Raw genomic sequence first — 14,374 nt, 5'->3', positions numbered from 1 at the left:
TCGAGGCGATGCGATCCTCGACCGAGGCCTTCAGCGACTGCTGCGTGACCTCGGCGACGTCCGTGCCTTCCTCGGCCAGGATCGTTTCGCCGTTGGCGGTCAGCACCGTCACCCGGCCCGGCGACATCTCGGGCACGGCCGAGGAGACGAGCGCCCGGATCGCCTGCGCCTGACGCAGATTGACCTGATGGCCGGCACGCGACCGGATGATGACCGAGGACGAGGGCTGCGGCCGCTCGCGCGAAAAGGCTTCGCGCTCGGGCAGAACAAGGTGGACGCGCGCGGCGTCGACACCGTCGATCGTCTGGATCGATCGGGCCAGCTCGCCCTCGAGGGCGCGCAGCCGGTTGATCTTCTGCATGAAGGAGTTCATCCCCAGGCCGCTGGCCTCGTCGAAGATCTCCCACCCCGCGGCGCCGTCGCCGACCAGCCCCTGGCCGGCCAGCTCCATCCGGGCGCGCGCCAGATCCTCCTGCGGAACGCTCAGGATGCTGCCCGACGAATCGACCTGCACGGCGAAACCCGCACCTTCGAGCGCCCCGACCATGCGCGACGCCTCGGACGGGGTCAGGTCGCGGTAAAGGGTGCTGTAGCTCGGCTCGAGAACGGCGCGCACGCCGAAAAAAGTCGCAAGAACAAGCACGACGCCGGTCACGCCGAGGGCGATCAAACGCCCCTGACCAAGTGCCTTGAGATTTTCGAGCAAGGCCTGCAACGCCGCCCCCAGGTTGTTCTGTGCTATTGACCAAGAATAGGCGAAACTATTCTTGAAAGGCAAGATAACTTTACAGTTTATACTTGCCAATCACCACTCAAATCGGCATCTTCCACAAGAAATAACACTGCCCTGTTCATGACCGAAGGGCGAAATCGAAAACGGGCGGACACTGGAAAGAGTGATGGGAAAACGGGTCGTATCATTGGTCCTGATCGCGGTCGTGGGTCTCGTGGCCCTGATCGGCGGGCTGGTGGCGGCCATGGGCTTCGACGACGCGCTGGCGCTGGCCACCGGCGGCGGGAGCGACACGCACGAGGCCGCGCCCGAAGTGACCAAGAACGACAGTGTCGCGATCACACATTCTTCACAGAAAAGCGCCGAAACTGTGGTCGTGGCGCCGTTCAAGGAAATTATCGTCAATATCCACGCCACCACCGCGACCGGCCGCCAGACCACCCGGTTTCTCAAGCTGAACGCCGCGCTGGTCTATGACGAGACCCTCCCCGGCGCCGCGCATGTCGAAGAGCGCATGGTCTTCGTCCGCGACGCCTTTCAGGACTACCTGCGCCAGCTGTCCGAGCGCGACGTGCAGGGCAGCGCGGGGATCACGATCCTCAAGGCCGAACTGCTGCGCCGCGCCCGGTCCGTATCGGATTCCGAGGCGCCGCGGGAAATCCTCATCTCCGACCTGATCGTGCAATAGACATGAGCGCATCCACAGCCAAGGCAGACCCCAAGCTTCCCGCCGGCACCCCGGTCGAGGAAGAGATCATCCAGAAGGCCAAGCGGTCCTATGAACGGCTGCCCATTCTCGAGGTGATCCTGGAACGTTTCTCGCTCGCCGTCGGGCCGGCGATCAAGCACTACGTCGGCGCGATCTGCGAATCCAGCATCGACGCCATCGACTACCTGCCCACGGGCGACGCGCTGGAAAGCATGCCCAGCCCGGCGCTGATCTCGGTCATCGAATCCCCCGACTGGGACGGCCCCTTCGCCCTGGTCATCGACCCGTCCTTCCTGATCTCGACGCTCGAGATCACCTTCGGCGGACGGATGGCCGGCCGCAGCGAATGGGTCCCGCGCAGCTTTACCGCGATCGAGAAGAAGATCGGCACCGAGGTGACGCAGCTGATGCTGAACGAGCTGAGCGAGACCTTCGGCCAGCTCGCGCAGATCGAGTTCACGATCTCGCATATCGAGACCAACGCCCAGGCCATGGTCCTGGCCCCGCCCAACACCGGCTGCGTGCGGCTGCGGATGCATGTGACGATGGACGACCGCGACGGGTATTTCTACATCGTCATGCCGTTCAACGCGCTCTCGAACATCCGCAACATGCTGGTGCAGCCGTTCCACGGCGGGTCGCTCGGCGGCGACAAGAGCTGGCGCAAGAACATGACCGAGGTGATCTCGGACACCGATGTCCTGGTCACCGCCCGGCTCTTCGACACCAAGGTGCCGCTTCAGGAGGTGCTGGAGTGGAAGCGGGGGCAGGTGCTGGACCTCGGCATCGAGGTCGACCAGCCGGTATCGCTGATCTGCAGCGGCCACGAGATGTACATGGCCCAGACCGGCAAGCGCAAGAACGGCCGCATGGCGCTGAAGATCACCGAGCAGCTCAAAGACGAAGAGGAAATGACCGATGTCCTACCTGATTGACCTGACGATCCTTGTGCTGCTGGTCGGGACCCTGGCCTATGCCTACCTCGTCGACCGCCGCGTGCGGGCGCTGATGGCCGTGCTGAAGGACATGGAGCCGGTGGTCGGCCAGTTCTCCGAAGCGGTGGACAAGTCCGAAAGCTCGGTCTCGCTGCTGAAATCGGTGGCCGAAAAGGTCAGGGTGCCCTCGCCCGAACCGGCGGCCCGGCCCTCGGAGGACAGCGCGCAGGTCGTGTCCTTCCGCACCAGCCGCGAAAAGGTCGAGAAGCCCGCCGGCGTGACCCGTGTCACCGGCAAGTCCGATCTCGTCCGCGGATTTTTCGAAACCGCGCGCACCCGGGGCGCCTGATGGCCATCCGTCCCTTCCCGATGATGCTGCTCGCCCTGGGCGGCGTCGGTGTAGCCAAGCTTGCGGTGTCGCTGATCGACCCGGCCCCCGCCGTTCCGAGCGCGGGCGAGGGGCTGTTCCTCACCCCCGCCATCGCCGCCACGGCCAAGGAAGAGGAACCGGCGGAAGAGACGGAGCCCGCGGAAACCGACTTGCCCCAAGCCTGCGCCATGCCCGAGGAAATGCTCCAGATCATCGCGCGCGAACGCGAGTTCCTGGAAGAGCAGAAGGTCCAGATCGCCCGGCGCGAGGCCGAGGTCGCGCTGGCGGCGGAAAAACTGCAACTGGAACAGGGGCGGCTCGACGAACTCAAGACCGCGCTCGACACGCTGTTCGCCAAGGTCGAGGCCGCGCAGACCGACGACGTCCGCCGCCTCGTCGCGCTCTATTCCAACATGAAGCCCAAGGACGCCGCCGCGATCATGAACGATCTCGACATCGAGGTCTCGGTCATGGTCCTGGGCACCATGCCGGAACGCACCGCCGCCCCGATCCTCGCCGGCCTGAACCCGGTCCGTGCGCGCGCGATCTCGAAAATCATCCTCGAGCGGTCGAAACTGCCGGGCGACCAGCGGCTGAACAACCTCCGGCTCCAGTAACCAGCCGGGCAGGGGCTGCGCCCCTCGACGCTCCGTGGATCACCCTCCGGAATCCTGTCGGCAAGAAGAAGAGCATGAAACTTCTTTTTGCCGGAAATATCCTCGGGGGTCCGGGGGCAGACAGCCCCCGGCGGCCGGCCGCGTCCGCCCGGGCGCATTCCACATGAGCCGCGCGGGGCCGGACGGGCAGGGATAGGTGGTCGACAGGCATAAGTCACGATCCGCAAGGCGATGCAGGACATCGACGGAATGGGGGTGACGCAGGAGCTGCCGCTTGCCATGATGGCGCACCATGCGGACCCCGATGGCCCGCGCGAGGCGCATCGCAGGGTCATCGCCCACCACGCGCCTCGGGACAGGATACCGGGTCCGGACCACCCGGAGGGAGGAACCATGAGCGACGTCCAGATCATCCGCGACGGCCATGTCGGCATCGTCGAGCTTCAGCGCGGCCCGAACAATTTCGTCGATATCGCCGCGATTGCCGCCATCGGCGACGCCTATGACGAACTGGACGCCGACAGAGAGATCCGCGCCATCGTGCTCTGCACGCAGGGCAAGCATTTCTGTGCCGGGGCGAACCTGGCGGAGCGGGTCAAGGACGACGGCGACTCGATCACGCAGGAGGCCGGACGGCATCTCTATCAGGAGGCGCACCGGCTGGTGTCGAACGCCAAGCCCGTGGTCGCCGCGATCCAGGGCGCGGCCGTCGGGGCGGGCATCGGCCTGGCACTGACCGCCGACTTCCGGGTCGGTTGCCCCGAGGCGCGGCTGTCGGCCAACTTCGCGCGGCAGGGCTATCATCCGGGTTTCGGCACGACCTTCAGCCTGCCGCGCATCGTCGGCCAGCAGAAGGCCGCGTGGATGTTCATGACCGGCGAACGCGTGCCGGGGCAGGCGGCGCACGAGATGGGGCTGCTCGACTGGATCGTGGATCAGACCGATGTCTTCGAAATGGCGATCGGAAAGGCAAAGGAGATCGCGACCTCTGGCCCGCTGGCCGTGCAGGGGGTCCGCCGCACGCTGCGCCAGGGCTTCCTCGACGGTTTCAAGCTGGCCACCTATGCCGAGCATTTCGAACAGGGCCTCGTGCGCCCGACCGATGATTTCAAGGAAGGGGTGCGCGCGATGAACGAACGCCGCACGCCTCTGTTCAAGGGGTACTGAACCGGTGAAGGACACGTCCCTGCCGCCCGAGCTCTGCGCGCCGGATGCGCAGCTCGACCGGCTTGCCGCGACGGCGCGGCGCCGGGTCACCGGCCCCCCGGGCGCGCGCGTGCACTGGGCGGAATGGGGCGAGGGTCCGCCCCTCGTGATGCTGCACGGCGCCTATGGCGGCTGGCCCCATTTCGTCCGCAACATCGAGCCCTTGATGGTCGATCACCGCGTCCTGATCCCCGACCTGCCCGGTTACGGCCTGTCGGACATGCCGCCCGAGCCCTCCATCGCCGCAATCGGCCGTGGCGTGGCCGGCGGGCTGGACGAGATACTCGGAGAGGCGCGCTACCGGCTTGTCGCCTTTTCGCTCGGCGGGGCGGTGACCGGCCCGCTGCGGCGGCTTCATCCCGGCCGGCAGAGCCACATCGCGCTTATCGCTCCCGGCGGTCTCTCCACTCCCCGTGCGCCCGCGATGCGCAGCGTCCGGCACCGCACCGGTCAGGACCTGGCCGAGGCGATCCGCTTCAACCTCAACTCCATCATGTTCGCCGACCCCGCGGCCGTCTGCCCCCAGGCCATGCGGATCCAGTACGAAGGATCCGCTCTCGCGCGGCTGCGGGTCGAGCGGCTTGTCTGGGGCCCGGGTCTCGGTGAGACCATGCCGGGGTTCGACGGGCAACTCGTCGGCATCTGGGGCGACGGCGACCCCTTCCCTCCGCCCGAGGATCTGCCCCATCGTCCCGACCTCGTCCGTTCCTGGGGCCCGCAGGCACGGGGTCACCTGCTGGCGGGCGTCGGCCACTGGGCCCAGTACGAGGCCGCCGACCGGGTGAACGGCATTCTCGGTGTCCTGTTCGATCGGGAACCACCGGACGGTTGAGGGATCAGATCGCCTCCGAACTCGTTCTGCTGAGTTCGGTCCAAACTTTCTTCAGCTCGGCCAGTTCGCGTTCCACCATTGCGATGAAGCGGTGCGCCGCCGCAGTCAGCGGGCGTTTCTCGTCGTAGAGCAGATACAGATCCCATTTCAGTTCCGGTGCCGCGATCGGGTTCACGTAAATCTGGTTGCGGCGCAGATCCCCGTGAACGGCGCAGAACGGACAGAGACCGGCCCAGTCGGTGGATCGTGCCAACGCGATACCGCCGGACGCGCCATCCACCTCGACGGTGGAGTCGGCCACGATCCTTCCTTCCTCCAGGTACTTCCGGACCACTGCGCCAAAGCTGTGCGCTTCCGAGGGAAGGATCAGCTTGAGCCCGGGGATGTTGTCCAGCCGGCACGGTTCCAGTTGCTTCCCCGCAATCGGTTGCCCCGAGATCAACACGATGTTGTCGGTATATATCTTTCGCTGGCGCAGGCCGGCGACATCCAGCGGCACTGCGCCGATGGCAAAGTCGATGCGGCCGTCGATCACCCATTCCGTCAGAGTGCCGCTGAAAGCTTCCATCATGGTGACCTTCACATTGGGAAAGTCATTGGTGAAACTGGTCATCAACGGGCTGAAGATGCCGCGGGCCAAGGAGGGCGGGAAACCCACCTTGATCCTGCCACCGACCTGGTCCGCTTCGACAAGCGCGGAGAGATCCTGCTTGGCATCGGCGATATTCGCGGTGATGGACGCGGCAAGCTGATAAATGCGGTCGCCCGCAGAGGTCGGCACTACACCCCGATGCGTGCGAACGAAGAGAGGCACACCAAATTCGGCTTCGAGCTTTCTGATCTGAGAGCTCAGTGCCGGCTGGACGACACCTGCCGCGGATGCGGCCTTGCTGATGCTACCGTGTTCGTGGATGAGCATGAAATACGATAGCTGTTTCAGATCCATGGATGAGCCCCTTCCGAAGCGTCGGTGCAGCCATCAAATTCGATGATGGCCCCCATCATTTGAGTTCGCCTAGCCCTTCGCGAGGCAACCTAACTAAAGTTTCACGAGAGGGAGGACTAGCCAACCGCAAATTGCAGGCCGCACCGGGAACTTCGGTCGAGCCAACGGCAAGGCCGAGCGCGACCTCTTGAATAGTATACAAGCTTCTGGGGAGAGAAGTCATGACATCATCCAAATTGCCGGCTCGCTCGACGATGCGGGCAGCACTCATCGGGGCTTTCGCGCTGATGTTCGCCGCGCCCTTGGCAGCAGCGGACATGCCGGGGGTGACCGAAACGGAGATCCGCATCGGCAACACCACAGCCTACAGCGGCCCGGCCTCTGCATATGGAACGATCGCGAAGACCGAGCAGGCGTATTTCGACAAGGTCAATGCCGAGGGGGGCATCAACGGGCGCAAGATCGTGTTCATCTCCTATGATGACGCATACAGCCCGCCAAAGACCGTCGAGCGTACCCGCGAACTCGTGGAACGGGACGAGGTTCTGGCAGTTTTCCAGACCCTGGGCACGCCCGCCAATACCGCCATTCACAAATATCTCAACGCCCGCGAGGTGCCGCAACTGTTCGCTTCGAGCGGCGCGAAGGCGTTCACCAACCCCGAGGAATATCCCTGGACGTTCGGTTGGAACCCGACGCTCGAGGACGAAGGGACCATCTACGGCCGCTACATCCTGCAAGAACATTCCGACGCGACGGTTGCCGTTCTCTACCAGAACGACGACTACGGTCGCGAGGTTCTGGAAGGCCTCCGCATCGGTTTGGGGGATAAGGCCGACGAGATGATCGTCGCCACGGCGTCTTACGAAACATCCGATCCGACGGTTGATTCACAGGTCGTGACGCTGAAGAACTCCGGGGCCACCGTCTTCGTCAATATCGCCACCAACAAGGCAGCGGCGCAGGCAATCCGAAAGGCGCACGAGATCGACTGGAAGCCTGTCCAGCTGCTCAACAGTGTGGCGAATTCCGTTGCGGCGGTGATGAAGCCCGCTGGTACCGAAGCGTCGGAAGGCATCATTTCCGCGGCGTACATCAAGGACCCGACCGACCCGACCTGGGCGGATGCGCCCGATATGAAGGAATGGAACGCCTTTATGGATGAGTATTTTCCCGACGGTGACAAGAACAGCATCCTTACCGCCTATGGCTATGCCGCAGCGCACACGCTGGTTAAGGTGCTTGAGCAGGCGGGCGATGACCTGAGCCGCGAGAACGTCATCCGGCAAGCCGCCAATCTCAAAGACTACGTCCCCCCGATGCTGCTTCCGGGGGTGTCAGTAACCACCAGCCCCGACGACTACGGTGTCATCGAGAACATGCAGTTGATGAGGTTCAACGGCGAGAGATGGGAACTGTTCGGCGACCTCTACTGAGCGGCCGCAGAGCCAGAGCTGGAGAATGCACTCCGGCGGAAGATCGGCTCGCGCCAGAGTTCGCGAAATGAAAACAACGGCTACCGAGATCGCGTCTTGGTAGCCGTTCTTCGCTTTTCGGCCTGTTTTGCCTGCCGATGCTCCAAAAAAAGCGAAAGAGCATTGCTCTGCGGAGAACACTACCCTGCGTTGCCTGTGGGGCCGGGGCACTTGTCATGATGCGAGGCCCGGCTCGTGTCGCTGATCCCATCGGGCCATATAGGCGGGGTGCCCGCGCGCCGAACGACGGTCGACCCGCCGCGACAAATCTGTACCTGCGGTTAAGGACCCCCGGTGGTCAAAAGAGTGTTCCTGCGCAAGACGACGCGTCTCCGCTCGTCATCCGGCCTCGGCGGCAGGGTGCGCGAAGGCAATCGTGCGCAGGAGCCAAGTTTCCGCCTCGGCCGGGTCGACCGGAAGTTCGCCGTTCCTCTGAAGCCCGCGGATCTGCCGGATCAGGGCCGGACGTCTGCCTTGAGGTTCCCGAAGGACCAGCTTCGCCGCGACGGCCGCGATGTCTGGGTCGATGGTGGCCTGATAGTTCTCCCGTTCCACTCCGAAGGCGAAAAGGGACGGAGGCCCGGTCTCCTCCATCATCCTGGCCCTCAGGACCTTCGTTTCCTCCAAATCCAGTTGACCGTTCGAGATCGCGACGCCGTAGTGCCGCCGCGCCGTGTCCGGCCCCAGGAAACCATCACGCACGTCTTTCAGGACATGCTCTGGCGCGCGCTCCAGGGGCGGCCCGAAACCGCCTCCGCCCGGCGAGGTCATGGTGAGCGTATCGCCCCGGGCCAGCGCGAGGATGTTGATCTGGCGGATGACCGCGTCCGAGCCCTCCTTCCTCACGGAAAGCTTGCCCGCAGTCCCGGGCGCGCCGCCCTGCACCCCCCATGGCTGGAAGCGGAGCCGGTCCAGCCCCCGCACGGCGATGCGGCACTGCGGAGCGCGGGCCTCCAGTTCGATCCGGACAGCCGCCCCGCCCCGGAACTTTCCGTGGCCGAAGCTTTCGGGAACCAGCTCGTGCCGCCGCACGACAAGCGGGCAGTCGACTTCGACGCTCTCGACCGGTGTGCTCTTGAGGTAGCCCACCATGGTGTCATTGCCGTGCACGCCGTCCATGTTCCTCCGGCCGCCCGAGCCGCCGGAGAAGGGTTCCACCACCGAGACCCGTGTCCGGCCCGTGGCTTCTTCGGGCCAGGACACGCTGATGATCCCGGCCTGCCCGGCGCCTCCCGCGGTGATCGCGCCGTCGATCGCCTGGTTCAGGCATCCCATCAATGCATCGTAGGTGCGCATGACGGCCACCCAACGGTTCCCCATGGCGGCGGGGAATTCGGCATTCATGATCGTGCCCCTCGGGGCATAGGCACGGATCGGACGGATGATCCCGCCGTTGACCGGTGTCGACGGCTCCATGGTGTTGATGTAGTTGGTCAGCGCAGTGCACAGAAACGGATGCGTACGCTCGCCGGTCGCGAAATTCAGCGCCGATGCAACCTGCGGATCGCTGCCCGAGTAGTCGATCTCGGCTTCGTCGCCGCGGATCGTCAACTTGCAGTGAATATGCACGGCGTCGTCCGCCGAACCGGCCTCGAGGTAGTCGGAAAAACGATAGGTGCCGTCCTTGAGGTTCGCGATCACGCTTCGCGCCTTGGTCTCCGCGTAGTCGAGCAGCGCGTCTGTCGCGGTCCGGAACCTTTCGGGCCCGATCTTGTCGCAGATCTCGTCGACGCGCCGCTCGAGCAGACGCATGGCGGATTGCATGGCTTCGAGGTCGCCCCAGACTTCCTCGCCGATCCGGGAATTGTCCTTCAGCAGGTTGACAATGTCGTCGTTCTGGACGCCTTTGCGGCGCAGTTTGACCGGCCGGATCTGGATGCCTTCCTGATACACCTCGTAGAGGTCGGGCGAAATGCTGCCCGGCACGGCGCCGCCGATGTCCGTGGCGTGCACGAAGGACCACGCGAAGCAGATCAACTCTCCCTTGTAGAAGATCGGCTGGGCCATGTGGATGTCCATCGTGTGCGTCACGAGGCCGACCGTACGGTGCGGGTCATTGGTGATGATGACGTCGCCGGGTTCGAAAGGTTCGTCGATGGCCCGGGTGAATGGAGAAATGTCCTGAGCCACGGACGACGTCACACCGGTCATCGTCGGAAAGGCGAAAAAGGCGCCGTCGGTGCGTGCGAGAGCGACTTGGAAATCCTGGGTCTGCTTGACGAACGTGGTGTGCGCGGTGCGATAGGCCATCGTCGAGGCTTCCTCGGCGATAGCGGTGAACCTGTTGCGCATGATCTCGGTAAAGGCGGATTGCATCGTGTCAAACCTCGTTTTTCAGCCAGAGATCGCCAAGCGCGCCGACCCGGGCGGTGAAGGAGGGCGGCACCAGGATGGTCGCGACGTCCTGCTCGATGATCGCCGGTCCGCGAATCGCCGTCGTATCGGTGAGCGCAGCCCTTTCGTAGACTGCACATCGCGCAATTGTATCGCCGCCGAACCGTATTTCGCGCCTGCTGACGGGCTCGGGGTGCGCCCGCGTCTCGCTTGTCCCGGTGCCGGCGCCGGGCTTTGACTGGTCTCCGATGCTGCGCGTGCGCAATTCGTCGATCACGACGGGAGCCTCGGGGTTGTGGTGATCGAACAGCCTCTGGTGTTCGGCGTGAAAGGCGTCGGAATAGGAGGAGTGGTCGGCCTGGCGCTCCACCAGGTCCGTGACCTCCACCGAGATCGTAAAGGCCTGTGCGGCATAGCGCATTTCGGCGAAATGCAGCGTCCGGGTCAGGGTACTGCTTTGATCGTGGACCCAGGCCGTGCCGTCCTCCTGCAGGCGTTGGAAAGTGGAGAAAAGTTCCCTGCCGTCCAGATTTCGCCCGCGAACGCTTTGCACGGCGTCATGCACCAGGTCGGCCACGAGACATCCGTAGGCGCAGAAGACCGATGGCAGTCTCGGCACAAGCACCTGCCTGAGCCCCAGTTCGTCGGCGAGCAGCGGGCCGTGGATGCCGCCTGCACCTCCGAATATCATGAGGGTCAGTTCGCTCGGTTCAACGCCGAGCCGCGCGAGGAAGGGCAGGGTGCGCGCCAGCATGTTCGATGTCGCGACCGCGATCGCGGCGTCCGCCACATCGTCCGGCCCCGCGCCCGTCGCGCGGCCAATATCCTCAAGCGAGGCGACCGCCCTGTCCTTCGACAGGGGGAGCTGTCCGCCCAGAAGGCCGGTCTCGGGCAGGTAGCCGTTGACGAGGTAGGCATCGCTCAGCGTGGGAAGCGTCCCGCCCTTGCCGTAGCAGGCTGGTCCGGGCACCGAGCCGGCGCTGTGCGGCCCGACCTTGAGCGTGCCCTCGTCGAGCCAGATCACCGACCCCCCGCCGGCGCCGAGCGCCTCCACCGCGGTCACGGGCAGAAGGAGGGGGAAGTCGCCGACTTCGGCCTGCGCGGTGATCGGGACCCGGTCGGGCTGAACGAGCGACACATCGGTCGAGGTGCCCCCCATGTCCATGGTCAGGACGCTCCCGGCATCAAGTTTCCGGGCCAGCTCGTAGGCCCCGGTAACGCCCGCGGCCGGACCGGACAGCAGGGTGTGGACGGGCAGAGCCCGTGCCTCCTGCGAGGACATCGCGCCGCCGTTGGACTTCATCACCAGCAGCCGGGCCCTGGGGAAGGTGCGAGCGAGGTAATCCTCGATCTCCCTCAGGTAGATGCTCATGATGTCCTTTACGTAGGTGTTCAGCAGTGTCAGGACCGCGCGCTCGTATTCCGATTGCTGGGGCCACACCTCGTGCGAGGCGACGACGTCGACCTCGGGGAACGTGTCCCTCAGCAGTTCGGCTGCCTGCTTTTCGTGCCTGGGACTTCGGTAGGAGTGCAAGAAGCACACGGCGAACGAGCGGATGCCCTCTGCCATCGCCTTTCTGGCCGCGGCGAGGACGGCATCCGTATCGAGCGGCGTGTCGACGGTTCCGTCCGACAAGATTCTCTCCGGCACCTCATAGACATTCTCGCGGGAGGTCAGGGGCGGGTGGCGCCGGTTGAACAGGTCTACAGGCTTGTCCAGGCGCAGCCGCGCGAGCTCCAGGATGTCACGATATCCCGCGGTGGTCAGGAGCGCGACGGGCGGCTGGGACCTCTCGATGATCGCGTTGGTGCTGACGGTCGTTCCATGAACGACCAGCAGGTCGTCTTCGCCCGATATCCCGTAGGCCCTCGCGATCTCGGACAGCCCGTCCACCACCGCCTCGGCGTAGTTCGGCCGCGATGACGACAGCTTGTGACTGCCGATCTGTGCATAGGTGTCCTCTCCGCTCCTCCAGACTGCAAAGTCGGTGAACGTTCCTCCGATGTCGACGCCGATCTTGAACACGATTGAGTGCCTTTTTTTGCGATTGCCGAGGGGCGCACCCGAAGGGCGCCACACCGAGACCGTAGCAAATGTATTGACTCAAAATCCACGCTAAATATCATATGCAGCAACATGTTCCACATAGGGCAACAAATGAGTTCGCTGCAAAACGCCCTCGACATACTGTCGCTATTCGCTGTCGACCGGCCCTCAATCGGGGTTTCGGAGGCAGCGGCCGAGATCGCAAAGCCGAAGAGCTCGGTGTCCAGGCTGATGAAGACAATGGCGGAGGCGGGGCTGCTGGAGCGGGATCGCGCGTCGCGGGCCTATGTCCCGGGCGTCCTCGCATTCCAGCTTGGCAATCTCTACCACAGCAACCTCAACATCAAGACGCTGGTCGACGACATGGTGAGGGAGCTCGTGGAAAAGACCGGGCTGACCTTTTACGTCGGGGTGCTGAGCGGCCAGGACATCGTGCTCACGGACGTTTTTCAGGGCAGCTATCCGATCCGCCTCGTACTTCCCAAGGGCGCTCGGATGCCGGCACATGTCACCGGGATCGGGCTGTCGCTGCTGTCGCGTCTCGACGACGCGGAGCGACAGGCGCTTTATACGACGCAGGTGGACCACGCCGAAACGAACGTGTCGCTGTCGCCAGCCGAGGTCAACAAGCGGGCGGAAACCGTCCGCGACCTGGGCTACGCGGCCGTGGACGGTTCCGCGCACCGGGGGTTCAGCTCATTCGCGGTCGCCGTGTCCAGCCCGAGCGAACAGCAGAGTATCGGCTTCAGCCTGTCGTATCCGTCCGAGTTCGCGGAGGCACACGAAATCGAAGCCATCGCACAGACCATTCTGGCGTCCGCTCGCGAAGTCGGACGCCGTGTCGGAGATCCGTACTGGACCAAGCGCGCACCGGTACCGGGCGACGCCTTTTCCATCCAGGTCGTCATGGAGGGCGGCATAGAACTGTCCTCCCAATAGCAAGAAAAATTGCAAAGCGCTCAAACCAACAGTGGAGCTTAACAATGAAGATCAGGAAGACAGACCCAACACGCCGCACGTTTCTTCGCGGTTCCGCCGCCCTCGGAGCAGCCGCACTGGCGACCCCGATGCTCTCCGGCCGCGCCGCCGCGCAGGCCAGCGAACTGCGTATCCTCTTTCCCGGCGGCACATGGCAAGAGTATTTCCAGCAGGCGATCATCGATCCTTTCGTCGCGGACCGCGGAACCGAGATCGTCTGGAAGACCGGTCTCGGGTTCGAGCCCCTGCTGATTGCGCAGCGGCGCCGGCCGCAATGGGACCTTGCGCACCAGAACCAGAACACGTCTAGCCAGCTCGGGGCGATGGAAGCGATCGAGGAGTGGACGGAAGAAAACATCCCGAACCTCGCGCAGATTCACCCCTCGTTCCGGTACCCGCATCTTGCCGGGAAGGTGCACACTCCCTACGGCATCGCCGTCAATGTGAGCGAGGTGCCGAACGGCGCCTCGGCCTGGACCGATCTCTGGGACCCGGCCTTCAAGGGAAAGGTGGGCTTCCCCGCCTGGAACTGGATGGGCCAGGAGGTCTTTCACGCGATCAACGAACTGAACGGCGGCGCCCCGGACAATGTCGATCCCGGCATCGAGCGCCTGAAGGCGTTGTTCGCCGAGAACGACGCCATCATCGTGGACAACGTTGAACACGCGATGCAGCTCATGTCGGCCGGCGAAGTGTGGATCATGCCGCACTTCGGTGCGCGGACCATGCAGATTCGAGACGCGGGCACGGATGTGGAGTTCATTCTTCCCGAAGAGGGCGGGCTCAGCTTCATCTGGAACACGTCGGTGGTGGCCAACCGGCCGGACGCAAGCCGGGAGCTGGCCTTCGACCTGGTCAACCATTCGCTTTCAGTGGAGGCGCAGACCACGTTCAGCAAGCTCACGAACTACCCGCCGACGAACATTGAGTTGATGAACAACCTTCCGCCCGAGTTGAAACACTTGGAGATGACACCGGACGAGGTCGAATCTCTGGGCAACATCCAGCGCAACTTCGACTACATGGCAATGTTCGCCTACCGGGACGAAATCAAGACCCGCTGGGACCGCGAGGTTCTCGGAGGCTGACCTACCGGCGGCCGGGCGGGGCATTGACGTCCAGCCCGACCACTTCGGGATCATCCGGAATCGCAACTCGGCTGGGACCAGCCGCAACCGAGGCTCACGAACCA

The 14,374-nt window shown here is 64.3% G+C and carries 13 protein-coding genes; 9 read left to right on the top strand and 4 right to left on the bottom strand.

Annotation, left to right across the window (positions count from 1 at the left end; translation table 11 throughout):
* Positions 1 to 715 (bottom strand): flagellar basal-body MS-ring/collar protein FliF (gene fliF / locus OB2597_RS03660; RefSeq protein WP_009804170.1); only part of this gene is annotated, 715 nt, incomplete at its 3' end.
* A gap of 184 nt (positions 716 to 899) precedes the next feature.
* On the opposite strand from fliF, the gene OB2597_RS03655 reads away from it, so the two are divergent.
* From OB2597_RS03655 to OB2597_RS03630, 6 genes are all read left to right on the top strand, one after another.
* On the top strand, positions 900 to 1,421 hold the full coding sequence (locus OB2597_RS03655; protein WP_084658577.1) for a flagellar basal body-associated FliL family protein: 522 nt from the start codon (positions 900 to 902) through the stop codon (positions 1,419 to 1,421).
* Positions 1,422 to 1,423: 2 nt separating this feature from the next.
* The gene (locus tag OB2597_RS03650; RefSeq protein ID WP_009804168.1) at positions 1,424 to 2,377 is read left to right on the top strand and encodes a flagellar motor switch protein FliM; all 954 of its coding nucleotides are present in this window, start codon (positions 1,424 to 1,426) and stop codon (positions 2,375 to 2,377) included.
* On the top strand, positions 2,361 to 2,726 hold the full coding sequence (locus tag OB2597_RS03645) for a hypothetical protein (protein ID WP_009804167.1): 366 nt from the start codon (positions 2,361 to 2,363) through the stop codon (positions 2,724 to 2,726). Before OB2597_RS03650 ends, OB2597_RS03645 begins: the two co-directional genes overlap by 17 nt.
* Positions 2,726 to 3,364, top strand: coding sequence for a MotE family protein (locus tag OB2597_RS03640; protein ID WP_009804166.1), 639 nt, complete (start codon positions 2,726 to 2,728; stop codon positions 3,362 to 3,364). Before OB2597_RS03645 ends, OB2597_RS03640 begins: the two co-directional genes overlap by 1 nt.
* 231 nt (positions 3,365 to 3,595) lie before the next feature.
* Entirely contained in the window at positions 3,596 to 4,531 is a 936-nt protein-coding gene (locus tag OB2597_RS03635) for an enoyl-CoA hydratase/isomerase family protein (protein WP_009804165.1), read from the top strand.
* 4 nt (positions 4,532 to 4,535) lie between these two features.
* Positions 4,536 to 5,402, top strand: coding sequence for an alpha/beta fold hydrolase (locus OB2597_RS03630; protein ID WP_009804164.1), 867 nt, complete (start codon positions 4,536 to 4,538; stop codon positions 5,400 to 5,402).
* A gap of 4 nt (positions 5,403 to 5,406) precedes the next feature.
* On the opposite strand, the gene OB2597_RS03625 is transcribed toward OB2597_RS03630, so the two are convergent.
* A complete protein-coding gene (locus tag OB2597_RS03625) occupies positions 5,407 to 6,348 on the bottom strand; it encodes a LysR family transcriptional regulator (protein WP_009804163.1) in 942 nt (313 codons plus the stop codon).
* 221 nt (positions 6,349 to 6,569) lie between these two features.
* On the opposite strand from OB2597_RS03625, the gene OB2597_RS03620 reads away from it, so the two are divergent.
* Positions 6,570 to 7,784, top strand: coding sequence for an ABC transporter substrate-binding protein (locus OB2597_RS03620; protein WP_202944571.1), 1,215 nt, complete (start codon positions 6,570 to 6,572; stop codon positions 7,782 to 7,784).
* Between the two features lie 378 nt (positions 7,785 to 8,162).
* Here the strand turns inward: OB2597_RS03620 and OB2597_RS03610 are convergent, their stop codons facing one another.
* Positions 8,163 to 10,139 carry a hydantoinase B/oxoprolinase family protein gene (locus tag OB2597_RS03610; RefSeq protein ID WP_009804161.1) on the bottom strand — a complete coding sequence of 659 codons (1,977 nt, stop codon included), beginning with the start codon at positions 10,137 to 10,139 and terminating at the stop codon, positions 8,163 to 8,165.
* Positions 10,140 to 10,143: 4 nt separating this feature from the next.
* Entirely contained in the window at positions 10,144 to 12,183 is a 2,040-nt protein-coding gene (locus OB2597_RS03605; RefSeq protein ID WP_009804160.1) for a hydantoinase/oxoprolinase family protein, read from the bottom strand.
* A gap of 132 nt (positions 12,184 to 12,315) precedes the next feature.
* Between OB2597_RS03605 and OB2597_RS20815 the strand changes: the two genes are divergently transcribed.
* Together OB2597_RS20815 and OB2597_RS03595 are read left to right on the top strand one after the other, a co-directional pair.
* Positions 12,316 to 13,143 carry an IclR family transcriptional regulator gene (locus OB2597_RS20815; protein WP_009804159.1) on the top strand — a complete coding sequence of 276 codons (828 nt, stop codon included), beginning with the start codon at positions 12,316 to 12,318 and terminating at the stop codon, positions 13,141 to 13,143.
* A 44-nt stretch (positions 13,144 to 13,187) separates the two neighbouring features.
* Positions 13,188 to 14,270, top strand: coding sequence for an ABC transporter substrate-binding protein (locus tag OB2597_RS03595; RefSeq protein WP_084658568.1), 1,083 nt, complete (start codon positions 13,188 to 13,190; stop codon positions 14,268 to 14,270).
* Positions 14,271 to 14,374 lie beyond the last annotated feature (104 nt).

The organism is Pseudooceanicola batsensis HTCC2597 (assembly GCF_000152725.1).
In the GTDB taxonomy this organism is placed as follows: Bacteria; Pseudomonadota; Alphaproteobacteria; order Rhodobacterales; family Rhodobacteraceae; genus Pseudooceanicola; species Pseudooceanicola batsensis.
The sequence above is the reverse complement of the archived record's forward strand: the minus strand, read 5'-3'. Positions and strand labels throughout refer to the sequence as shown.